General features: G+C 43.2%; 16 protein-coding genes. 10 read left to right on the forward strand and 6 right to left on the reverse strand.

What is annotated here, in order from left to right:
- Positions 1-2: 2 nt before the first annotated feature.
- Together I2F54_RS14055 and I2F54_RS14060 are read right to left on the reverse strand one after the other, a co-directional pair.
- Positions 3-1,259, reverse strand: coding sequence for an ABC transporter permease (locus tag I2F54_RS14055; RefSeq protein WP_022219380.1), 1,257 nt, complete (start codon positions 1,257-1,259; stop codon positions 3-5).
- Positions 1,260-1,289: 30 nt separating this feature from the next.
- The gene (locus I2F54_RS14060) at positions 1,290-2,006 is read right to left on the reverse strand and encodes an ABC transporter ATP-binding protein (RefSeq protein ID WP_022219379.1); all 717 of its coding nucleotides are present in this window, start codon (positions 2,004-2,006) and stop codon (positions 1,290-1,292) included.
- A gap of 178 nt (positions 2,007-2,184) precedes the next feature.
- On the opposite strand from I2F54_RS14060, the gene I2F54_RS14065 reads away from it, so the two are divergent.
- A complete protein-coding gene (locus I2F54_RS14065; RefSeq protein WP_022219378.1) occupies positions 2,185-3,165 on the forward strand; it encodes an ROK family protein in 981 nt (326 codons plus the stop codon).
- Positions 3,166-3,604: 439 nt separating this feature from the next.
- On the opposite strand, the gene rplS is transcribed toward I2F54_RS14065, so the two are convergent.
- Positions 3,605-3,958 carry a 50S ribosomal protein L19 gene (rplS, locus tag I2F54_RS14070; protein WP_009122351.1) on the reverse strand — a complete coding sequence of 118 codons (354 nt, stop codon included), beginning with the start codon at positions 3,956-3,958 and terminating at the stop codon, positions 3,605-3,607.
- A 225-nt stretch (positions 3,959-4,183) separates the two neighbouring features.
- Here rplS and I2F54_RS14075 point away from each other — a divergent pair, with 225 nt between their 5' ends.
- The 3 genes from I2F54_RS14075 to I2F54_RS14085 are packed head-to-tail and all read left to right on the forward strand — an operon-like array spanning position 4,184 to position 8,870.
- Positions 4,184-4,954, forward strand: coding sequence for a 5'-nucleotidase C-terminal domain-containing protein (locus I2F54_RS14075; protein WP_195501512.1), 771 nt, complete (start codon positions 4,184-4,186; stop codon positions 4,952-4,954).
- A gap of 28 nt (positions 4,955-4,982) precedes the next feature.
- The gene (locus I2F54_RS14080) at positions 4,983-5,828 is read left to right on the forward strand and encodes a bifunctional metallophosphatase/5'-nucleotidase (protein ID WP_009122349.1); all 846 of its coding nucleotides are present in this window, start codon (positions 4,983-4,985) and stop codon (positions 5,826-5,828) included.
- A 3-nt stretch (positions 5,829-5,831) separates the two neighbouring features.
- Complete coding sequence (locus tag I2F54_RS14085) at positions 5,832-8,870, forward strand: glycoside hydrolase family 3 N-terminal domain-containing protein (protein WP_195501513.1); 3,039 nt, start codon at positions 5,832-5,834, stop codon at positions 8,868-8,870.
- 113 nt (positions 8,871-8,983) lie between these two features.
- Here the strand turns inward: I2F54_RS14085 and I2F54_RS14090 are convergent, their stop codons facing one another.
- From I2F54_RS14090 to I2F54_RS14100, 3 genes are all read right to left on the reverse strand, one after another.
- Complete coding sequence (locus I2F54_RS14090; RefSeq protein WP_195501514.1) at positions 8,984-9,613, reverse strand: outer membrane beta-barrel protein; 630 nt, start codon at positions 9,611-9,613, stop codon at positions 8,984-8,986.
- Positions 9,614-9,674: 61 nt separating this feature from the next.
- Positions 9,675-10,328, reverse strand: a complete 654-nt coding sequence (locus I2F54_RS14095) for a DUF4136 domain-containing protein (protein ID WP_022219374.1) — start codon at positions 10,326-10,328, stop codon at positions 9,675-9,677.
- 190 nt (positions 10,329-10,518) lie between these two features.
- Positions 10,519-11,520 (reverse strand): aldo/keto reductase, encoded by a 1,002-nt coding sequence (locus tag I2F54_RS14100; RefSeq protein ID WP_195501515.1) that lies wholly within the window; start codon positions 11,518-11,520, stop codon positions 10,519-10,521.
- A gap of 195 nt (positions 11,521-11,715) precedes the next feature.
- On the opposite strand from I2F54_RS14100, the gene I2F54_RS14105 reads away from it, so the two are divergent.
- The 6 genes from I2F54_RS14105 to I2F54_RS14130 all read left to right on the forward strand — a co-directional run bounded on the left by I2F54_RS14105 (position 11,716) and on the right by I2F54_RS14130 (position 23,256).
- On the forward strand, positions 11,716-12,603 hold the full coding sequence (locus I2F54_RS14105) for an AraC family transcriptional regulator (RefSeq protein ID WP_004292320.1): 888 nt from the start codon (positions 11,716-11,718) through the stop codon (positions 12,601-12,603).
- Positions 12,604-12,857: 254 nt separating this feature from the next.
- Positions 12,858-15,956, forward strand: coding sequence for a SusC/RagA family TonB-linked outer membrane protein (locus tag I2F54_RS14110; protein ID WP_118047243.1), 3,099 nt, complete (start codon positions 12,858-12,860; stop codon positions 15,954-15,956).
- Positions 15,957-15,971: 15 nt separating this feature from the next.
- Positions 15,972-17,666: a RagB/SusD family nutrient uptake outer membrane protein gene (locus I2F54_RS14115; protein ID WP_195501516.1), complete on the forward strand. Its 1,695-nt coding sequence runs from the start codon at positions 15,972-15,974 to the stop codon at positions 17,664-17,666.
- Between the two features lie 17 nt (positions 17,667-17,683).
- Positions 17,684-18,778, forward strand: a complete 1,095-nt coding sequence (locus I2F54_RS14120) for a glycan-binding surface protein (protein ID WP_195501517.1) — start codon at positions 17,684-17,686, stop codon at positions 18,776-18,778.
- Between the two features lie 76 nt (positions 18,779-18,854).
- Positions 18,855-20,147 (forward strand): glycoside hydrolase 5 family protein, encoded by a 1,293-nt coding sequence (locus I2F54_RS14125; RefSeq protein ID WP_195501518.1) that lies wholly within the window; start codon positions 18,855-18,857, stop codon positions 20,145-20,147.
- 1 nt (position 20,148) lies between these two features.
- Positions 20,149-23,256, forward strand: coding sequence for a glycosyl hydrolase (locus I2F54_RS14130; protein WP_195501519.1), 3,108 nt, complete (start codon positions 20,149-20,151; stop codon positions 23,254-23,256).
- Positions 23,257-23,276: the final 20 nt, after the last annotated feature.

Genomic DNA, 23,276 nt, shown 5'->3' on the forward strand with positions numbered 1-23,276 from the left:
GTTTAATCTGCTCTAAGTGCTTCAATGGGACTGATGCTTACCGCCTTTCTGGCCGGAAAGAATCCCGCGAGTGTACCTGCGATAATCAAAGTCAGCGTAGCTTGTATGGCGATGCCGATGTCTACTGTGGGGTCGGAGAACATTCTGGCCTGGAACATACCCGTGTCTGCCGTTTGGGTGCCGAAGGCGGAATTCATCCACTCGGTCACTCCGATGCCCGCTACCATGCCGATGTAGCCGAAGAAGGTCGTAATCGTGACGCTTTCCACAATAATCAGCCAAAGGATGGAGAAAGGCTTTGCGCCCAGCGCTTTCCGTATGCCGAACTCGCGTGTGCGCTCCTTGACGGTAATCAGCATGATATTCGATACACCTACAATACCGCTCAGCAACGTAAAGATACCTATCACCCAAATGGCCGTACGAAGCAGACCGGCAACGTTCTGCGTCTGTATGTACTGTGTGAAGCGGTTCCATATCCAGATTGCGCCTTCATCTTCCGGGTCGAAACGATGATTGGCGGCAATGACTTTCCGGTATTCTTTTTCAAAGGCTTCATTGGCTTCCTCACTCGTGAGGTTTTTGGTGGTGAAGATGATATTGTTAAGCTTGTCGCCCTTGTTATAAATGGTTTGCAGGGTAGAGAAGGGGATAAAGGCCACGCTGCTCTGGTCGCCCTGGTCTTCGTACAGTCCGGCTACCTGATAGGCTACGCCACCTGCATTGACAAACCGGCCGACAGGCTCCGTATGCGACTTCCCGAAAAGAATCTCCGCCGACTTTTTATGAAGAATGATAACTTTCCGCCGTTCTTTGATATCGTTCCGGTTGATGAAGCGTCCGGTCGCGGTTTTTATGGCTTCGGATTGCACGTAGTTCGGGTGTACGCCCATTAGCGAGATATTGATGTATTCTTGTCCGAAGCTGATGTTTACATCGCCTTGCCGCAGTGTGGCGCCGGCGGTGATAATGTTATCCGGAAAGTATTTCTCGGTTGCGGCGAGGTCTTTGTTCTCCATTTGGATGCGTCGTCCCTCTTTCAGTCCTTCGTATGACTTGGTAGTCCAGCCGCCGCCCAGACGAATGGAGTTCAGCGCGCGCTCGGAGGCGTTTTGCTCGAAAGCGTGGATGATGCCGTTGCCCGCTCCCAGCAGTACGATAAGCATAAAGATGCCCCATGCCACCGCAAAACCGGTGAGGAACGTACGCAACTTGTTACGCTTGATGGTACCGTATATTTCTTGCCAAAGGTCTATCATGATTAATGTGGTAATGCTATAAGGTGGTCATTATTTCATATATCCGTCCTTGCCGAATGGCGACGCGTCATGATTCGGATTATCTTCGATACTGCCTATCACGCCGTCCTTGATGTGGATAATCTTATCCGTCTGATTGGCCACGCCGCTCTCGTGAGTTACGACGACGATGGTCATGCCCGTTTCGTGCAAGTCCTTCAGAATCTGCATAACCTCTACGGAAGTTTTGCTGTCGAGGGCGCCGGTCGGTTCGTCGGCAAGGATAATCTGGGGTTGGGTAATCAGCGCACGGGCAATGGCGACACGCTGCTTCTGTCCGCCGGACATCTCATTGGGCATGTGGTGCGCCCAGTCTTTCAGTCCCAAACGCTCCAGATACTCCAGTGCCATGGCATTGCGCTTCCGGCGGCCTACGCCTTGATAGAAGAGCGGGAGAGCTACATTCTCTACCGCATCCTTAAAGGAAATCAAGTTGAATGACTGGAAGATAAAGCCAATCATACGGTTACGGTATTCGGCGGCTTTGTTCTCGCTCAGGTTTTTGATAAGCGTACCGTTCAGATAGTACTCTCCGGTGTCGTAGTTATCCAGAATGCCTAATATATTAAGTAACGTGGATTTTCCGGAACCCGACGCTCCCATAATGGACACGAACTCTCCTTTCCGGATGTCGAGATCGATGCCTTTGAGAACGTGTAACGGCGCCCCGTTATTATAGGTTTTGTTGATGTCTTTTAGTTGTATCACGATTTTCCCTGTTTATTGCTTTGTTCTTATTAATTTTCACTATTAGACGCACCGATGTCACGAAAAGTTGCAAATGGAGCGAAGTTTTTTAAAAAAAGATTTTGCAGTGTCGTTTTTCTTTGTGTAATTTGTAACCATTAATGTTATAACTAACCCTTTAAACAAAAAAGTAAATATCATGAATTCAAACATGGAAAAACCCTATGTAGTGGGGATTGACATAGGCGGAACGAACACCGTCTTTGGTATCGTGGACGCACGTGGCACTATTCTTGCAAGTGGTTCCATCAAGACGGGAGCTTATGAACGGGCGGAAGATTACGTAGACGAAGTATGTAAGAATCTTCTTCCGCTGATTATCGCAAATGGCGGTGTCGATAAAATAAAAGGTATCGGTATCGGCGCTCCTAACGGCAACTATTATAGCGGTACAATCGAATTCGCCCCGAACCTTCCGTGGAAAGGGGTAATCCCCTTGGCCGCCATGTTTGAAGAACGTCTGGGTATTCCCACCGCGCTGACCAATGACGCCAATGCCGCCGCCATCGGTGAAATGACCTATGGCGCCGCACGCGGTATGAAAGACTTCATCATGATAACGCTGGGTACAGGCGTAGGTAGCGGTATCGTTATTAACGGCCAGATGGTATACGGACACGACGGTTTCGCCGGAGAGCTGGGACATACCATTATCCGCCGCGAAAACGGTCGTCTTTGCGGATGTGGCCGTCATGGTTGTTTGGAAACTTATTGCTCGGCTACCGGTGTGGCGCGTACTGCACGTGAGTTCCTTACCGCACGTACCGAACCGAGTTTGTTGCGTTCCATTCCCGCCGAAAATATCACGTCTAAGGATGTGTACGACGCGGCCGTTCAAGGCGACAAGCTGGCGCAAGATATTTTTGATTTTACCGGTACCATTCTGGGCGAGGCTCTTGCGGACTTTATCGCTTTCTCCAGTCCCGAAGCCATTATTCTGTTCGGCGGATTGGCTAAATCAGGCGATTATATCTTCAAGCCTATTCAGAAAGCTATCGATGACAATGTCCTGACTATTTACAAAGGCAAGGCAAAACTGATGATGTCCGAGCTGAAAGACTCTGATGCAGCCGTACTGGGAGCCAGTGCACTGGGTTGGGAGTTGAGAGATATTAAATAAGCGCAGTCTTTAATAAAGGTATAGCCGCCCTGCCGGAACGTGATGTTCCGGCAGGGCGGCATTGTTTTTTGATGTACATCAAAAGAGATTTCCAACCGTATCGAACGAATTTTTCCCTATGGTGAAAAGTCTTTTTCATCCTACGAAAAAAGAATATCCTTGTAAGGAACATAAGTTTTCCTGTACCCCCTTCACCTTTCACATCCCTTTATCCATACGGGATAGCGGGTGAAGGGGCGTTGTTGGTGTACACCGCGAGAACCGGCTTGCGGGACGGATGTTTTTGTCTTGCGAGACGGTTGCATTCGTCTCGTGAGATGGATTTATCCGTCTCCTGAGACAAATAATTCCATCCCGTGGGACGGGGCTTTTGAGATATTAAAAAAGGGAAACCGAATCAATCGGTTTCCCCTTTTTATTTAGAAATAGGAGTTCGGAATTAACCGTTGACTCTTTTTTCTTTAATTCTTGCTTTCTTACCGGTAAGAGCGCGCAGATAGTACAATTTGGCGCGACGAACTTTACCCACTTTGTTCACTTCGATGCTGTCGATAGCCGGTGATTCAATCGGGAAAATACGTTCTACACCTACAGTACCAGACATTTTACGTACGGTAAAACGCTTCTTGTCTCCATGTCCGGCAATCTTGATAACAACGCCGCGGTACAACTGTACACGCTCTTTGTTACCTTCGACGATACGATATGCTACTGTAACAGTGTCACCTGCCTTGAAGCTCGGGTGTTGTTTGCCGGTAGCAAATGCTTCTTCTGCAATTTTAATTAAATCCATTGTTCTTATTATTAAATTGTTTGATCGTTACAACGCAACATACCAGGCTTCTCACTCGGTGTCCTGACAGCGATTGCGCGAAAGCGGTGCAAAGGTAGAGTTTTTCTTTTGATTGACAAAGAGATGTACGCTTTTTCTTTTTTGTCAGATTGAAAGAAAAACTATCCCCTCTTTGGGATTACAGCAAAAGAAAAGTATATTTGTAGCAATTTAAAACGAACAAATATGAAGAAAAGTTATTTGAAATTCGTTTCCGGCGCAGCGTTGGCAATGATGTTTTTGTTGGCATCTTGCCATTCGGCCTGCGAAGTGACGAAAGTGGAAGGACGTATGCAACCGATGGATTCCACGTATGATGTTAATCCCGATACGGAAGCTATGGCGCTGCTTGCCCCCTATAAGGCAAAGATAGACAGCATGATGTACCGGGTGGTGGGCACTGCCGAAATGTCTATGGATAAAGGCGCTCCCGAAAGTCTCCTTTCCAATCTGGTGGCCGACGTGCTGCGCGGAGCGGCCGCGCAAGTGCTCGGAAAACCTGCCGATATGGGGCTTGTGAACATGGGCGGTCTGCGCAATGTGCTGACCGAAGGTGCCGTTACCTGCGGTAATATCTACGAAATACTGCCGTTTGAGAACTCGCTTTGTGTGGTAACTCTGAAGGGCGTTTATCTGAACCATCTGTTTGAAAATATAGCGGCGCGCGGCGGCGAAGGAGTCAGCGGCGTGCAATTGCAGATTACCAAAGACGGCAAACTGCTCCGGGTTGCCGTAGCCGGCAAGCCGGTTGTCGACGACAAGCTGTACACGGTTGCCACCATCGACTATCTGGCCGACGGCAATGACGGTATGACCGCCCTTATTCAGGGCGAGAAGAGAGACTGTCCTCCGGGAGCAACCTTGCGTGGCCTGTTTATGGACTATGTGGAGCGGCAGACGGCAGCGGGAAAGAAGATTACTTCGCGCATGGAAGGACGAATCACGGTAGAAGATTAAGAACGGAAAACTAAAAAAAGAGAATTCGATGAAACGTATATCTATATATTGCTTGCTGATATTCTGCGTATTGCTGACAGCATCGGCACAGCAGACCAAACAACTGGTCATTCTGCACACAAGTGATACCCATAGCCGTATCGAACCGATTGACCCGCATGCTGCCGACCGGTATGCCGGTATGGGCGGTGTGGTGCGCCGTGCCACTTTTCTGAAAGATTTTCGTGCCGGAAATCCGGATGTCCTGCTCTTTGACTGCGGCGACATTTCGCAAGGTACGCCGTATTACAACCTTTTCCAAGGTGAGGTGGAAGTCAAGATGATGAACCTCATGGGCTATGACGCCATGACTATCGGTAACCATGAGTTTGACTTCGGGCTGGATAATATGGCGCGTTTGTTCCGCATGGCCGATTTCCCGGTGGTGTGCGCCAACTATGATGTCACCGGAACCGTCCTTGAAGGGCTGGTGAAGCCTTACGTTGTACTGAACCGCGACGGAATGAAAATCGGCGTATTTGGGTTGAGTCCCAAAATGGAAGGCTTGGTACAGGCCGATAAGTGCGAAGGCGTCGTTTACAACGACCCGATTGCCGCAGCGCAGGAAGTGACCGACCGGCTGCGCGCACAAGAGGGATGCGATGTGGTTATCTGCCTTTCTCATCTCGGATTCCGCATAAAGAATGAAGTTTGCGACGAGAAACTGGCGGCGGAAACCAAAGGTATCGATGTAATTCTGGGCGGGCATTCCCACACCTTTATGGAGAAGCCGGCCTTTTACCTGAATGCCGAGGGCAAGAGTGTCCCGGTATTGCACACCGGAAAGAGCGGTATTTTCGTAGGAGAATTGGATTTGACGTTGACTAAGGAGTAGTAGATGAAAAGACTGTTACTATTTGTTCTGATGATAATGGGATGTTGCGGCCGTTTCGCTTCGGATGCGAAACGGTGTCCGGCGACACCTGCCGTTGCGGCTCCCGTGGAACCGTTGTTAGTAAGGCCGGTACTGGATGATGTGCGGTGCAGGCAGTGGGTGGACTCGGTGTTGGATAAACTGAGTCTGAAGGAACGTATAGGACAGCTTTTTATTTATACAATCGCCCCCTATCAGGATAAAGCCAACAAGGAGTTGTTGCGCAAGGTGGTTGAGGATTACAAGGTTGGCGGCCTGCTGTTCTCCGGCGGCTTGATGCAGAACCAGGCTATGCTGACGAATGAGGCGCAGCGCATGGCGGATATTCCTCTGCTGATTACGTTCGACGGGGAGTGGGGGCTGTCCATGCGCTTGCGGGGTACGCCCGTCTTTCCGAAGAATATGGTGCTGGGCTGCATACAGAACGACAGCTTGCTTTATGAATACGGCCGGGAGATGGCAAGGCAGTGCCGGGAACTGGGTGTACAGGTGAATTTCGCCCCTGTGGCGGATGTCAATATCAATCCGAAGAATCCGGTCATCAATACCCGCTCTTTCGGTGAGAGTCCGGTGAACGTGGCCGATAAGGTTACCGCTTATGCCAAAGGGCTGGAAGACGGCGGGGTACTCTCGGTGTCCAAGCATTTCCCCGGTCATGGGGATACGGATGTGGATTCGCACAAGGCGCTTCCTACGTTACCTTTCACGCGTGCGCGTCTGGATAGTGTGGAGCTGTATCCTTTTAAGAAAGTCATTCAGGAAGGGTTGAGCGGTATTATGGTAGGGCATCTGGAAGTTCCCGCTTTTGAGGCGCAAAGCGGATTGCCGTCTTCTCTTTCCCGTAATGTGGTTTATGACTTGCTGACACGCGAGTTGAAGTTTCGGGGACTTATCTTTACGGATGCCTTGGCGATGAAAGGGGTGTCGAATAATGGGTCGCTCTGTTTGAAAGCGTTGAAAGCGGGCAATGATTTGCTGCTCGTTCCACGGCGTATCAAGGAAGAGGTGGATGCCGTATTGGCTGCCGTAAAACGTGGCGAGCTGACGGAACAGGCGGTAGAGGAGAAGTGCAGGAAGGTGTTGACTTATAAATATGCTTTGGGGCTGAATAAGAAGCCGATGATTCGTCTTTCCGGTTTGGGAACCCGGATTAATACGCCTTATACACGTGATTTGATTCGCCGTCTGAACATGGCTGCCATTACCGTGCTGGGTAATGCAACGGAAGTGCTGCCGCTGGACCCGTCGATAAAGGATGTTGCCGTACTGAATGTAGGTGCGGCTGCGGAGATACGGCCTTTCATCAAACAACTGTCCGGATATACGCGTCCGGTAGAGTTCCAATTGGGGAAAGACCTGTCGGCAGCGGGGCGTAAGGCTTTGAGGGATAAGCTGTCAAAATATAAACGTATTCTGGTATGCGTCACCGAGCATCGTTTGGCCGCTTATCAGTCTTTCTTTGCGGAGTTTGCCCCGGATGTTCCGGTGGTGTACGTGTTCTTCATTCCCGCTAAGCAACTGTTGCAGATACATCGGGGCATATCGGCCGCCGAAGCGGTGGTATTGGCTCATTCTTCGGATGAGGATGTGCAGCGGCAGGTAGCCGGGATACTCTATGCGGACGCTGTGGCTGACGGCAGGCTTTCGGCAAGTATCGGCGGTCTGTTCGCTACCGGAGAGGGGGTAGACCTGAACCCGCAGACAGAGCCGCATTTCGTACCCGAAGAGCATGGGCTGGATTCACGCTTGCTGGCGCGGATTGATACGCTGGCGCGCGAAGGTATACGGGAAGGCGCCTATCCGGGATGTCAGGTAGTGATTTTGAAGGATGGGAAAGAGATGTATAATAAGGCTTTCGGCACTTATACATGGAATACGGCTAAGAATAAAGCCGCTGCTCCGGTGACGCCGGCATCCGTATATGATATTGCGTCTTTGACGAAGACCACGGCTACCTTATTGGCCGTAATGAAGCTGTATGATAAAGGACGCTTGAACCTGACAGACCGTGTGGCTGATTATCTTCCATACTTGCAAGATACGGATAAACGTAATATCACTGTCAGGGAATTGTTGTTCCATCAGTCGGGGTTACCTTCCACTTTGTTGTTCTATCTGGAGGTCGTCGACAAGGACAGTTATGATGGTACATTGTTCAAGGCAAGGGCGGATGCGCAGCATCCTACCCGTATCGGGCGGCAGACATGGGCTAATCCGAAGTTCCGTTTCCGTCCGGGACTGACTTCGAAAGTACGTACAGCCGAATGTACGTTGCAGGTTTGTGACAGCCTTTGGCTGAACAAGTCTTTCAAAAAAGAGTATCTTCAAAAAATCGCGGATACCCCTCTGAAGGATAAACGGTATCGTTATAGCTGCGTGGGCTTTATTCTGTTGCAGCAACTGGTTGAGGCGCGTGCGGGAATGCCTATGGATGAGTTTCTGGCTCAGGAGTTTTATACTCCGATGGGGTTGAAGCGCACCGGGTATCTTCCGTTACGGTTCTTGCCTGAAGAGGAGATCGTTCCTTCGTCCGTTGACCCTTTCCTGAGGAAAACGACTCTGCAAGGATTCGTGCATGATGAGTCTGCCGCTTTTCAGGGTGGTGTTTCCGGCAACGCGGGATTATTCTCTACGGCTGGGGAAGTGGCACGGATTTATCAAATGTTACTGAACGGCGGTGAACTGGATGGAAAACGCTATTTGAGCAAGGAAACTTGCAGGCTCTTTACCACTACGGTTGCCAGAAGCTGTCGCCGCGGCCTGGGATTCGATAAGCCGGATATGCAGAACCCGGCAAAAAGTCCTTGCGCGCCTTCCGCCCCGGCATCGGTGTACGGGCATACGGGTTTTACCGGTACTTGCGCATGGGTGGACCCGGATAATGGTTTGGTTTATGTTTTTCTCAGCAACCGTATTTATCCGGACGTATGGAACTCGAAGCTGCTAAAGCTGGATATTAGGGGGAGAATACAGGAAGCGATGTATCGGGCGGTGTTGAAGTAAGGTATCACGTCCGAATAAAAAATAGAGGAGAGGCTGGCTGACTTTGGATTGTCAGGCAGCCTCTCCTTTTCTTGAAACAATTAATTTATTCTGTTAAGCTTTAGGTGTGTATGTCAGAATGCGATACCGATACGTAAGCCTAAGTTATTCACACCGTCTACACTGTAAGTGAAGAGGTCGCCTTTGTTGGTGCCGTAGCTATAATAGGCCGCGAAGTGCAGACCCGGACCGTAAGCCCACGGATAGACGTTGAAGCCGATTTCGGGGGATACATAGAAGCCCCATGTATCTTTGTTGGTTTCGAACGCGTTGAAAGTGGACTTCAACTGCGCATATTGTGCGCCGAGTTTGACGCCTACATACGGCTGGAATGCACCGCCGCGGTTCCATGCGTAACGCGTGGCAAGACCGAAAGGCAACTGGAATACGGTGTGCTGCTGGTCGGTGTTCAAGCTACCGCTTTCGCCAACCGGCAAGGTCTGACGGCTGAAATATTCATGATTGCTATGATAAGCAAGGAAGCCTCCTAAAGCAAAATTGGACGTCAGGAAGTAACCGCCTTCAAAGTTCATACCCCATCCGCTGGCTTTATCGGCGAAGTGGTTGCTTAAGGGGAAGTTGAACTGCCAATCGATGTTGGCGTAACCGTTATCGGTCATCTGTGCCTTTGCCGGCATGGCGAAGGCAAGGGCGAGGGCTGCAATGGCGAATGCCCTCAAAGATATATATTTCAATGTTTTCATACTTGTTCTTGTTTTATAAATTCAACAATAGCTTGCTATCGGGATAGAAGAAGCTGGCTGCTTATCTCGGTTGAGCACTCATTCTGTTCAGATAGGCAGATTGTGTAAAGGATTGGTTTACGCCTTCTACGGCCATCTTGGTGTTGAAAGAAGTCGAACCGCTCAATAATCCGCTCATGTAGCTGGTCCACAGAACAGGGAGTTTCTCTTTCTCGCCTTGAGGAGCGTCGAGGTTCAGCAATTCGGTGATGAAGGAACCGGTACTATAAGCATAGTTTACGGCATACGGATAGTACCATCCGCCCCAGTTACCCCAGTAAGGAGCGTCCCAATAGCCCGGATAGTTCCACCACCATTCGGGGCGTCCGTAGTCTGTAAAGTAGTAGGTACTCTTTACGTAGCTGACTTGCAAACCGAGGTCGGCGTCTTCACGGTTGTCCACACGGAGATAACCGCGGTTGTTCATATTGGTAACGTATGCGCTGAGGATTTCCTGCGCGCTTTCGTCTTTCCAATATTCGGCGTCTTTACTGTTGCCGATAACAAGTATGCTATCCGGTAAGTAGTAAGTTTCGAAAGCTTTGAAGTCTGCTTTCGTGTCATAATTGGTATAAACCAGATACTTGCTGTCCAGCTTATCCATGTCGGGGTCTTTTTCGCAAGAAACAAATGCTATTGCGAAGACCGCTAATAATAAGGGAATAAATTTCTTCATACTTCTATAATTGTTTAGGTTAAATATAAATTCCTGCCCTATTGGTACCTTAGGCTTTTGGAGAAAGAACAAGATAAAAAATAAAAGGTTCAAAAATAAATGTGTTAAATGTGCGGCGAACGATAAAGAAATAGGGTGATGAATGTATGGTAAATACATCATCACCCTATTGTATGCAGGCTTATCGCAACTATTTTACAATCTGATAAATACTTTCTAATTCTTCAGCGGAGAAAGCCGTGTTTTCCATCGCTTTCAGATTATCTGCCAATTGTCCGACGGAACTTGCCCCGATAATGACCGAGGTCACCAAGTCGTCTTTCAGTATCCATGCGAGCGCCATCTCAGCAAGGGTCTGGCCGCGACGGATAGCGAGTGCATTCAGTGCTTGGATTTTGCTCAAGACTTCATCTGTCAGCGCTTCTTTTTTAAGGAAGCCGCCTTTGGCGATGCGCGAGTTTTCTGGAATACCGTTCAGGTAGCGGTCTGTAAGCAAGCCTTGTGCCAGAGGAGAGAAGGCGATGAAACCGGTACCGTTCTCTTTGGTTTGTCGCAGGATGCCTTCTTCTGCCGGTTCACGGTTGAACAGGCTGTATTTACCTTGATAGAGGAGGCAATGTATATCCCGCTCTTCCAGGTATTTATAGGCGAACTCTGCTTTGTCTTTAGGATATTTGGAAATGCCGATATATAGCGCTTTGCCTTGTCGTACGATATCAACCAGTGTTTGAAGTGTTTCTTCGAGAGGAGTGTTGGGATCGTAACGGTGGGTATAAAAGATGTCTACATAATCCAGATTCATTCGTTTCAGACTCTGGTTGAGGCTGCTCATCAAAGATTTTCGGGAACCCCAATCTCCGTAAGGACCCGGCCACATTTCATGTCCTGCTTTGGTGGAAATGAATAATTCGTCCCGATAGGGCATGAATGATTTCTTCATGATCATGCCGAATGTTTCCTCTGCGGAGCCGCAGGAAGGACCATAGTTGTTGGCAAGATCGAAATGGGTAATACCTCGGTCGAATGCGTAATGTGCCATTGCTAAAGAGTTGGAGAATGCATTGACATCACCGAAATTGTGCCATAGCCCTAAAGATATTTCAGGGAGCAGAATGCCGCTTTTACCGCAACGACGGTACTTCATATTGCGGTCGTATCTGTCAGGGGCTGGAGAATAGATGGAATTGATCATATCTGTAGGTTTTAGTTGAATTTTATTATAAGGTAGTAAAAACTGTGAAAGCAAAAGTAAGTAAATTCTTTAAAATACTCTGCGCTTTTTTGCAATAATAAATTAGTCATTTAAGAGTTAAAATGGATTTTGTAAATATTGGAATGAAAATAATGGCTATATTTGCAATATGTGATACTTTTTTAACTAATAGAAATGGAAAACCCAAACTACATTATGAGGGAGATAACCCCTTTGTCTGAACGTGATTGTTTTTATATTGCAGATCGTCGTAAAACTGAATTTACTTATCCTATTCATTGCCATGCCGAATATGAGTTGAATTTTACGGAACATGCTTCCGGAGTGCGTCGGGTAGTCGGTGATTCTGCGGAGGTTATCGGGGATTATGATTTAGTGTTGATTACAGGTAAAGAGTTGGAGCATGTGTGGGAACAACATGAATGTACTTCAAGGGATATCCGAGAAATTACAATTCAGTTTTCTTCAGATCTTTTCTTTAAAGACTTTATCAATAAAAATCAGTTTGATAGTATTCGCCGGATGTTGGAAAAAGCACAATGTGGTATTAGCTTTCCAATGCAGGCTATTATGAAAGTCTATAATTGGTTGGATAAGTTGGCTTCTGAAGAACAGGGATTTTATGCGGTAATGAATTTTCTTCGAATACTTTATGAACTATCTCTGTATGACAATGTAGAAGTGCTTTCTAGTTCTTCGTTTGCTAAAATAGACAATTTTTCAGACAGTCGTCGCGTGCAAAAAATTCAGAAGTATATTGCGGATCATTATCAAGAAGATATACGTTTGGCAGATATGGCAGAGATGGTAGGAATGACTCCAGTGTCATTTAGCCGTTTTTTTCATTTGCGCACAGGTAAAACTCTTTCTGACTATATTATTGATATTCGTTTAGGGTTTGCTACACGATTGTTAGTTGACTCAAGTCAGACTATTGCTGAAATATGTTATGATTGTGGGTTTAATAATTTATCTAACTTTAATAGAATGTTTAGAAAGAAAAAAGGATGCTCGCCTAAAGAGTTTCGTGAAAACTATCGGAAGAAGAAAATTGTTATATAACATTTGGTGTATTTGTAGAGAACTGGAAGAGGTATTCGAAAGGATGCCTCTTTTTTTGTTGTTTAATGCGAACGTATCATTTGAATATGATAAAATAGTATTAGTTTTTTGCATGACAATGGTCTAATTTTGTCGTGTCTAATCTATGAGATATATCGGTTTTAAGAAAGATGAAAATATCTGGATATTTAGTTGAATAGAATGATTGCTTATTGTGAAATTATTAATCTATATTGATCTTATTTTTAAATAGCATGAAAAATGTACTATTCTTTTTAATGGCATTCTTATTTGAATGTCAGATTGTAGCCCAGGAGGTTATTATTAGAGGTTCTGTGGCGGATGCTGCAGATGGTTCTCCTTTGATAGGAGCGAATGTGTTGGTAAAAGGTACTAGTGTGGGTACTATTACGGATGTGGAAGGAAAGTTTAGTTTGAAAGTTCCTAAAGGAACGTCGAAGTTGACTTTCTCTTGTGTAGGTTATCAAGAACAGGAAGTTGCTTTGAAAGCGAATCAAACAATGTTGGATGTTTCTATGCGTGAAGATTCAGAATTACTTGATGAAGTTGTCGTTATTGGGTATGGTGGAGCTAAGAAGTCGGATCTTACCGGTGCTGTAAGTGTATTGGAATCTTCTGATTTGTTAGATGCTAATCCGTTGAGTGTGTCACAAGGATTGCAAGGTAAGATTGCAGGTGTGAATGTAACTCAAACAGACGGTGCTCCGGGTGCAGGTATGAATATCTTGATTCGAGGTATTAACTCATTCTCAACAAGTACGGAACCTCTTTATGTTGTCGATGGAGTTCCTTTTGAAGGAGCGTCTTCATTAATTAATCCATCTGATATTGAAACTCTTACGGTTTTGAAAGATGCTTCGTCTACAGCTATTTATGGTTCGCGAGGTGCTAATGGAGTTATATTGATAACAACAAAACAAGGAAAAAGAGGGAATGATCGGATTGAATTCTCGGCAAACTATGGTTTCTCTAATGTTTTAAAGAGAATAAACGTATTGGATGGTCCTACTTATATTCGTTATAGAAATGAAGCAGTAAGTAATTATATGTATTACGATAATGCAGATGATGAATTGCCGTATCCGATAACAGGACCGGGATATTATGACCCTGCTCAGGGATATTATAGACCGTCTTATGAAGATTTTGAAAATGGATATTTGAATGGAACAGGAACTGATTGGCAGGATGTGATTTACAAAACAGGTGTAACGCAAGAATACAATTTGAGTATTTCCGGAGCAAGTGAAAAAGGGAACTACTCTGTTTCTGGTGGTTACTATAACCAAAAGGGTGTTATCGAAGGTTCCGGTTATAGCCGTATTAGCTTGCGTACCAATATCAATAGAAATTTGCGCGATTTTATCCGCGTTGGTACAAGTACGTCGGTAGTACGGAGTGTAGGAGATTATGTGAAGGCAAGTACTAGCTCAAATAGTGTCGTTCGTTCTGCTTTGTGGTATCCTTCTGATTTGCCTATTTATGATGAGAATATTGAAGGTGGATTTACGCGTGTGGACTGGCTTGCGGCTAATCCCTATTTGCAAATACGTGATTCAAAAGATCAGACAGTAACTTATAATATATTTTCATCCAATTATTTGGAGGTCGATATCTTGAAGAGCTTGAAATTCAAGCAGACAGCAGGTGTAAGTTATGTTGGCAATAATAATTATTCTTATTATGGTAGCACTACTTTGGATGGTAGGAATGCTCCTAATGGTAAAGCTTCTCAATCTGACAGTTGGAGTACTCGATTGGTCATGGAATCAATGTTGACTTATGATAAGGTATTTAAGAAAGATCATCATTTGAATGTTATGGCTGCATTTACGGCAGAGCGCTCAGATTATGGTAGTAAGGCAATTTCTGTATATGACTTTGATAATGATTATTTGTTAATGTGGAATTTAGGAGCTGCGAAACAACAAAATAAGCCCTCAAGTGGACGAGGTATGTCTTCTTTAGCTTCTGTATTAGGTAGAGTGAATTATAATCTGAAAGAGAGGTATTTGTTTACAGCATCATTTCGCTATGATGGTTCTAGTAAATTTTCAAAGGATAACCGTTGGGCATTTTTCCCGTCAGTGGCTCTTGCTTGGAGAGCTTCAGAGGAATCATTCATCAAGAATTGGAATGTCTTTAGTAATTTGAAGTTACGTGCCAGCTATGGTCAAACTGGTAATCAGGCTATAGGCTCATATCAAACTGTTTCATCGTTATCTCCGGTTGGTTCTGCATTGAATGGTTCTATCGTAAGTGGAGGTGTTGATTCATTCTTGAATAATACACAGTTGATTTGGGAAACAACTGAACAGACGGATTTAGGACTTGAAATGGGATTCTTCGATAACCGTTTGAATTTTACAGTTGATTTGTATCATAAAAAGACGAGAGACTTATTACAAAACATAATCATTCCGTCCAGTACCGGATTTGGTTCTAAAATTGTAAACTCCGGTAATATGATCAACCGTGGTTTAGAATTGTCTATGAAAGCATTTATTATAGCACAGAAGAATTTTGGTTGGGACATCAATGCTAACATTGCTTTTAATAAGAACAAGATAAAAGGTTTGAAGACCGACCAGTTTGCACAAGCTCTGTGGTCAGATGTTGACCAAGTGTTTATTCAGCGGAATAATTGTCCGGTAGGATATATTTATGGCTATGTTGAAGATGGATTCTATGATAATGAAGCTGAAGTACGTGCAGATCCCGCATATGCCAATGCTTCGAGTGCTGTTATCCGTTCTAAACTTGGTGAAATCAAATATAAAGATTTGGATGGAAAGCCCGGAATTACTTCGGATGACCGAACGATAATTGGAGATGTCAATCCAAATTTCACCTTTGGTTTTACAAATAATTTCCAATGGAAAGACTTGTCTTTGAGTATGTTCTTCCAAGGAAGTGTGGGAAATGATATCTTTAATGGTAATTTGATGGAGCAAAAAATGGTGGAAGTTAGTAATATAACGCAGGAAGCCTATGATACACGTTGGACTCCGGACAATTACGAAAATGCGAAGTGGCCTAAACCGACAGAGAATATGAGCAGACAACTCCAAGTATCAGATCGATTTGTAGAAGATGGTTCATATTTGAGATTAAAAAGTCTGAATGTGGAATATAAGTTTAGATCACCTGTGAAATTTGTTAACTCATTGACGGTTGGCGTTACAATGACGAATTTGTTTACGATTAGTAATTATAGTTGGTATGATCCGGAAGTTAACGCATTCGGTGGAGATGCTTCTCGTAGAGGAGTAGATGTATTCTCTTATCCGTCTAATCGTACTTATTCATTAAATTTTAAATTAGTATTATAGTTAATTCTTTATATTATGAAGATCAGATTGTTAATAGCTTTGTTAATAGCCTCTGTTACTATTACTTCGTGTAATGACTTTTTGACAGAAAAGGAATATGATTTTATAGGTCCCGGTCTTGTCGGCGATTCAGAAGATTCAAAAGAATATTGGTTAAATGGAGTGTATTCAACATTTAATTCCGGAGAGTACTTCTTATATGGCGCGTTTGAACAGATGTGGGAATTGGATAGCGATGATGTGACGGGACCGGCTTGGGCGATGTCCGGTATTGGAGCTGGAGTTTTTACTGAGTTTTGGGGATATAATGTAACATGGACAGGACCTTATAATATTATCCATCGTGCAAATCAAGCCCTGCTTAGAGTAGCTGAAATGGGTTCATTATCAGAAGAATCTAAGAATGATGCGCTTGGACAGTTATATTTTCTGCGGGCATTTGCTTATTTCCAGTTGGTAAGAGCTTATGGACCGTGCCCTATTCATGAAACGTCTGTATCTGAAGGAGATGAACCTCACAAACCTCGTGCAGCGGTATCAGAAGTGTATGCTCAGATTATAAAAGATTTGAAAATGGCAGAGACTCTTATGTTTTCTATGAAGTCTCAGGAACATAAACCGGGTCGTCCTGCCAGTGGTGCTGCCAGTTTGCTGTTAGCAAAAGTTTATCTGACTATGGCATCGGGGGCTGCTCCGGCCGGAACGGAAGTTACAGTATTGGGAGGACCTGCGTTTAAGGATGAAAATGGAATACGTGTGAAAATTGCGAAGCCCGCTCCGATTACTTATGCTAAAAGTGTAGTTGCCGGTTATGAGGTTTTTGATTCTCAAGAGTATTTTAAGTTAGCCAAAGAGAAAGCTTATGAAGTAATTCAGAGTGGCGATTATGAGTTGTTTAAAACTTGGGGTGAAATCTGGAAAATCGAGAACCGTAATACGAAAGAACATATGTTCTCTTTACAGTCTCTTTCAAGCGATTCATCATTAGGTAATTCGTTGGCATATAATTTTATTGGGCTAATGGATCTTACTACAATGCACCGTAAGGAAGGTGGATGGTTTGGCTTGCGTTCACATTGGTATGAATTGTTCGAAGAGCAGGATGCCAGAATATTGGAAGGTGTTGTTCATAGATGGACCGGTGATCCGGAGTTGGAAACAGGACAATACCGTTATTATCCGGAAAAGCATAAAGATAAAGTTGAAGCAGAAGATCCGACTTATGGATATAAAAAGGAGGATGTATATTTTGATTTTGATCAAAATGCTATTGCAAGATTGACAAAGTTCTTCTGTACATCAGATCCGACTCAAAGATATGGAGATTTCCCTTATCCGTGGTTGCGTTATGCTGAGGCTTTCCTGATTTTTGCTGAAGCTGAAAATGAATTGAATGGTCCGACTTCAGATGCTTATGCTGAATTAAATAAAATTCGGAGACGTAGCAATGCTTCGGATGCACCGGTAAATATGAATAAAACGGAATTTCGTTCATTCGTATTGGAAGAGCGTCGTAGAGAATTGGCATTGGAAGGTAACCGACGTTGGGATTTGGTTCGTTGGGGAATCTATTTGCCTGTAATGAATGATATCGATATCGATGAGAACAATGTGATAAAGCGTCGTGAAAGTAGAAGTTTGTTATTCCCTATTCCTGTAGGTGAAATAGATTCAAACGATGCGATATTGGAGAATAATCCTGGATGGTAATTTAAAAATGGAAAATTATGAAAAGTAAATTTTGTTTTTTTATGATACTTTGTGCACTATTGTTTGTAGCTTGCGATAATGATACAGACAATATGGCTCAACCTCAGGTAATGAAAATTACTTCAACTACAGATTTAGAGACATCGTTGAGTGCTTGTAACTTAGGCGACTGGGTAGTTGTTCATGGTGAGGGGTTGGATAATGTTACTTCAATCAATGTAAACGGAGTAGAACTTAATATTAGAGATGTCTTTCGGGAAGCGAATCGGATAACGCTGCAAATTCCTCGTGAACTTCCTGAAGGAGAACCTACAAATAAGATTAGAGTAAATGTTGCAGACCTTGTTGCAGAAACTGACCTTGCTGTGTCAATTCCGGATTTAATTGTTACAGGTTTGGACAATGAATGGGCAGTTGCCGGGGAGACAGTGAAAGTGTGTGGTAACAACTTTGATTTATATGATGTGACGGCAGATGCTGGAGAGGTGTTCTTTGGTGATGCCAAAGCTGAAATTACTGAAACGCAAGCCACTTTTGTAACAGTAGTAGTACCTAATGGAGTATCGAATAAAAGCCAGATTAAAGTGTTAAGTAAAAAATCAACTGTAATTGCTCCTGTGCTATACCGCGATGATACTAATCTTTTTGAAGGTTTTGAAGGTGGATTTGGTTGGGCTGGAACGGACAACTTGGTTACAGATGGAAGTCGTGAAGGCGATATTGCACCTTGCAATGGTAAGTATTTTTATATGAATGAAGTTCTTCATGCCAATTGGTATATTTTTATAGCTAATGCAGTTATGTGGCCTAAGGAAATGTGGGAAAATCCTGAAAATTGGTGCATGAAGTTTGAAATGTTTACACAAAAACCTTTCAGTGGCAACTACTTCCAATTTGATCAAACTCATTATCTGTGGAAACCAGAAGAGCATGGAGTAACTAATACTCATGGTAAGTGGCAAACAATGGTTTTAGAGATGACCGATGTTCTATTTGAAGGGTATACTCAAAATCCGGAAGCTGCTTTCTTATTCCAAATATCTCTTCACGGAGGAAATGCGGAAACAGTGGACATAGGACTTGATAATTTCCGCTTATATAGAAAAAAATAATTTTAGTTATTTGAGAGCCTGTTTGAATTTTGTTATAAGGCGATTTGAACAGGCTCTTATTAAATGTACGTAAACTATGCATCGTTTTAGATTTTTAATATTATTCTTTTCTTTTGTACTGGTTCTTCATTCGTGCTCTAACACTGAAGATAAATTTGTTAGAATTAACAACTCTCATTTTGAAGTGAATGGTAAGCCCTATTATTTTGTCGGTACAAATTTCTGGTATGGGGCAATTTTGGCTTCTCAGGGTGAAGGAGGCGATAGAGAGCGTTTGGTTCAAGAATTAGATTATTTAGATTCTATCGGAATAAATAATTTACGTATATTAATCGGAGCCGATGGACAAGACGGAACACTGACCAAAGTGATGCCAACTTTGCAAAAGTTACCGGGTGTTTATAATGATACTATTTTTGATGGTTTGGATTTCCTTTTGGCAGAAATGGGAAAAAGGGAGATGTACGCTGTCTTGTATTTTACAAATAGCTGGGAATGGAGTGGAGGCTATGGACAATATTTGGAATGGACCGGACATGGAGTGGCTCCTATACCATCTAAAGATGGCTGGAATACATATATTGATTATGTATCGCAATATGCAACTTGTGACGAATGCACTGAGTTGCTGAAAAAGCATATAACAAATGTTGTACATAGGGTTAATTCTTATACAGGTGAAAAATATATAGATGATCCTACGATTTTCTCATGGCAAATTTGCAATGAACCACATGCATTTGGTGATGAGAATAAAGAAGCGTTTGAGAATTGGATGACAGAAGTGGCGAAACACATACGCTCTTTGGACCCCAATCATTTGATCTCTTCCGGTTCTGAAGGTATTGCAGGATCTGAATTTGATAAATCTCTTTATGAACGTATTCATACAAAATCGGATATTGATTATTTCACATTGCACATTTGGCCGCTCAACTGGGGATGGGTTGACGGAAGTAATATGAAAGACTCATTGGAGCTATGCATTGAGCGGACCAATAAATATATAGCAGAGCATATTGAACTGGGTGTCAAGCACCAGAGACCGGTTGTTATTGAGGAGTTTGGAATGCCTCGTGACGGACGTAAGTATCAGTTGGATGTTCCAACAGAATGCCGTGATAGATATATGGAGAATGTGTTTGAGCAAGTGGTACTTAGTAGCCGTAATCAAGGAGTGTTGGCAGGTTGCAATTTCTGGGCATGGGGAGGACTTGGAAGACCTCATTCGGAACATATTTATTGGCAACCCGGAGATACCTATTTGGGTGATCCGGCTCAAGAGGAACAAGGGTTAAACTCTGTTTTTGATACAGACTCTACTATACAATTAATATTGAAATATACTAATCAAATCGTGAAAGAGTAAGATGAGAAATCGTATAGATAAAATCTTTCTGTCTGTTTGGGGGCTATTTATGCCTCTGTATGCTTTGGGAGATGACTATGGAACTTTTTATGAAAAGTTTATAGACCCTCCAAAAGAATATAGGCCTGCACCTCTATATGTATGGAATACACAAGTAACTGCTGAACTGATAAATCATACAATGGAAGATTTGCATGAACAAGGTTTTGGAGGCGTTTTTGTGCATCCTCGTCCTGGATTAAAAAACGAGTATTTATCGGATGAGTGGTTTTCTCTTTTTCAGCATACACTAAACACTGGTAAAAAATTGGGAATGAATGTATGGGTTTATGATGAAAATACCTTTCCTAGTGGTTTTGCTGGTGGACATGTAAATGCAGAAATGCCAGAAAGTTATAATCAAGGAGGGAGTATTGTATTGTATCAGTATAATAAACTTCCAGAAAATATAGATAATCTTTATTTAATTTTAAAAGAAGAAGCTGGAAATTATGTGGATGTGACAGCAAATTTTTTGTCAGAACGTAAAAAGAATGGAAAATATTATGTTTATGTAAAAAGTTTTGAGCCTCGAGTTGCTTGGCATGGAGGATACTCTTATGTAGATTTACTTTATCCTGGTGTTACACAGAAGTTCTTGGAAGTGACAGGAAAAGGGTATGAGAAAGTTGCATCCAAAGACTTTGGAAAATATTTGCCTGGCTGGTTTACTGATGAACCTCATGTTGGTCCTCCGGGAGGAGGAATACGTTGGACTCCCGATTTGTTTGATACTTTCTACAAGCGTTGGAAATATGATTTGAAGTCATATCTGCCTTCTTTATCATTGGATGTAGGCCCCTGGAAGCAGGTTCGTCATGATTATTATCAAACCTTGTTAGACCTGTTCATAGAACGCTGGGCTAAACCGTATTATGAATATTGCAGTGAGCGCGGATTGGCTCTTACCGGACATTATTGGGAACATGCCTGGCCTGAGATTACGTATGGACCGGACAATATGGCAATGTATGCTTGGCAACATGTGCCTGGTATTGACATGTTGATGAACCAATTTAATGAAGATGAGCCTCAGGCTCAATTTGGAAATGTACGCTCTGTAAAAGAAGTTCGCAGTGTGGCTAATCAATTGGGACGCGAACGAATACTTTGTGAGACTTATGGCGCTTCAGGTTGGGAAGAACGTTTTGAGGATTTTAAAAGATTGGGAGATTGGCAAACTGTGTTGGGAGTTAATTTTATGAATCAACATCTCTCGCATCTCAGTTTGGCGGGTGACCGTAAATATGATTGTCCTCCTTCTTTCTCGGAACATTCCCCATGGTGGCGTCATTATAAAAACTTGAATGATCATTTTTCTCGTTTATCTGTTGCGATGTCTGTAGGTGAACAAATAAATGATATTTTAGTAATAGAGCCGACTACAACAATTTGGATGTATTATGTGACTTGGGCAAGTCGCCCTCAGTTGTGGAATATAGGACGTAGTTTCCAGCGTTTTGTTACTACATTGGAAAAGTCACAGTCCGAGTATGATTTGGGGTCGGAACAGGTTATTAGTGATTATGGGAGCATTTGCAATCATCGTTTTAAGGTTGGGCAACGAGAATATTCAACAGTGGTAATTCCTCCTTTAACTGAAAATTTGAACAAGAGGACTTTTGACCTTTTAAAAGAATTTGCAAAAGTTGGGGGTAAAATATTGGCATTTGCAATACCGACATTGGTAGACGGTTGCGAAAATCGAGAAATTGTTTCTTTTTTTCAAAAGAATAAGTCTGTAATAAGAGAGAAAGAACTTACACAAGAAGTTGTTGATAAATATTTGCTTCCCAAAGATTTTCGTATTGTATCCAATCAAGGGGGCAATCTTTTTCATCATCGTCGTAAAATGTCGGATGGAGAAGTTATGCTATTGGTAAATTCCGATTTGAATGAATCGTCTAAAGGTATGGTACAGCTTGCCGGAGCCGGAGTTGTTGAACTCAATACATTCTCTGGTAAAGTTGTTGATTACCCGAACAGTCGTTCATCTGAGAATGTAAAGTTTGATTACGAGCTATCACCCGGTGGACACTTATTGGTTTATGTATTTGAAAAGAAACATCACTCTTATCAATCTTCACCGGTAACCACGCAGCGTGAATATATAATGCCCGTTTCTCCTTTGAAAATAAATCCGTTGGCAGATAATGTGCTTGTGGTTGATTTTTGTGATTTGGAGTTGGCGGATAGTGTGCATAAGGATATTCATATTTATGAAGCCGATCAGAAAGTATTCAAGCATTTTGGCTTTCCGGAAGGTAATCCGTGGGGAACAGCCATACAGTATAAGAAAAATATAGTAGAGCGTGATATAAATAAACATGAAGGCTTTAAACTGACCTATCATTTCCAGTTTGACAATTTGTTTAATGTATCAACTGCCGATTGGAAGATAGTTATAGAGCGATCCAATCTCTATTCTATCGCTATAAATGGAATTGAAGTAAATAACCAAACAAATGAATGGTGGCTTGATCGTGATTTTTGTGTATTGCCGCTTGGAAAATATATTTGTAACGGTGACAATTCGCTTACTTTATCCATTGATTCAATGAATTTGGATGCAGAGCCGGCTCCTATCTATGTATTGGGAGACTTTAAACTACTCTCAGCTGAGCATGGTTGGAAAATGGTAGGTTTGAACAATAAAATAGAATTGGGTAGTTGGAGAGTACAAGGCAGTCCTTTTTATGCAGATGCGGTTACTTATGAACAAAGCTTTCAGGTGCCTTATTGTGAAAATATGGGTTATGAAGTTCAATTAGGCAAATGGAATGGAACGGTTTCTGAGGTATTGGTTAATGGCGTTTCTGCCGGTATTATAGCATTTAAACCTTATACATTGGACGTTTCGAAATTGATTCGACCGGGAATCAATCAGATATCGGTTAAAGTTGTGGGAAGTAATAAGAATTTGTTCGGTCCTTTTCATAATGAATCCTCTATAGGCTTCGTGACTCCTAATTTGTATAAAGGAACAGTAAATTATCCGGCAGGTAAAGATTATATGCAATTTGATTATGGTTTGTATGAACCTTTTTTATTGGTAAGTAAATCTAAGTGAAATCATTAAATTTTTATTAT

It is taken from the genome of Bacteroides clarus, assembly GCF_015555825.1.
Taxonomy (GTDB): Bacteria; Bacteroidota; Bacteroidia; order Bacteroidales; family Bacteroidaceae; genus Bacteroides; species Bacteroides clarus.

Excerpts from the sequence above, each read along its gene's own strand:
- I2F54_RS14065 (WP_022219378.1), top strand. The coding sequence starts at position 2,185 with ATGAATTCAAACATGGAAAAACCCTATGTAGTGGGGATTGACATAGGC.
- I2F54_RS14110 (WP_118047243.1), top strand. The coding sequence starts at position 12,858 with ATGAAAAATGTACTATTCTTTTTAATGGCATTCTTATTTGAATGTCAG.
- I2F54_RS14085 (WP_195501513.1), top strand. The coding sequence starts at position 5,832 with ATGAAAAGACTGTTACTATTTGTTCTGATGATAATGGGATGTTGCGGC.
- I2F54_RS14100 (WP_195501515.1), bottom strand. The coding sequence starts at position 11,520 with ATGATCAATTCCATCTATTCTCCAGCCCCTGACAGATACGACCGCAAT.
- I2F54_RS14075 (WP_195501512.1), top strand. The coding sequence starts at position 4,184 with ATGAAGAAAAGTTATTTGAAATTCGTTTCCGGCGCAGCGTTGGCAATG.
- I2F54_RS14105 (WP_004292320.1), top strand. The coding sequence starts at position 11,716 with ATGGAAAACCCAAACTACATTATGAGGGAGATAACCCCTTTGTCTGAA.
- I2F54_RS14115 (WP_195501516.1), top strand. The coding sequence starts at position 15,972 with ATGAAGATCAGATTGTTAATAGCTTTGTTAATAGCCTCTGTTACTATT.
- I2F54_RS14130 (WP_195501519.1), top strand. The coding sequence starts at position 20,149 with ATGAGAAATCGTATAGATAAAATCTTTCTGTCTGTTTGGGGGCTATTT.
- I2F54_RS14055 (WP_022219380.1), bottom strand. The coding sequence starts at position 1,259 with ATGATAGACCTTTGGCAAGAAATATACGGTACCATCAAGCGTAACAAG.
- I2F54_RS14120 (WP_195501517.1), top strand. The coding sequence starts at position 17,684 with ATGAAAAGTAAATTTTGTTTTTTTATGATACTTTGTGCACTATTGTTT.
- I2F54_RS14095 (WP_022219374.1), bottom strand. The coding sequence starts at position 10,328 with ATGAAGAAATTTATTCCCTTATTATTAGCGGTCTTCGCAATAGCATTT.
- rplS (WP_009122351.1), bottom strand. The coding sequence starts at position 3,958 with ATGGATTTAATTAAAATTGCAGAAGAAGCATTTGCTACCGGCAAACAA.
- I2F54_RS14125 (WP_195501518.1), top strand. The coding sequence starts at position 18,855 with ATGCATCGTTTTAGATTTTTAATATTATTCTTTTCTTTTGTACTGGTT.
- I2F54_RS14080 (WP_009122349.1), top strand. The coding sequence starts at position 4,983 with ATGAAACGTATATCTATATATTGCTTGCTGATATTCTGCGTATTGCTG.
- I2F54_RS14090 (WP_195501514.1), bottom strand. The coding sequence starts at position 9,613 with ATGAAAACATTGAAATATATATCTTTGAGGGCATTCGCCATTGCAGCC.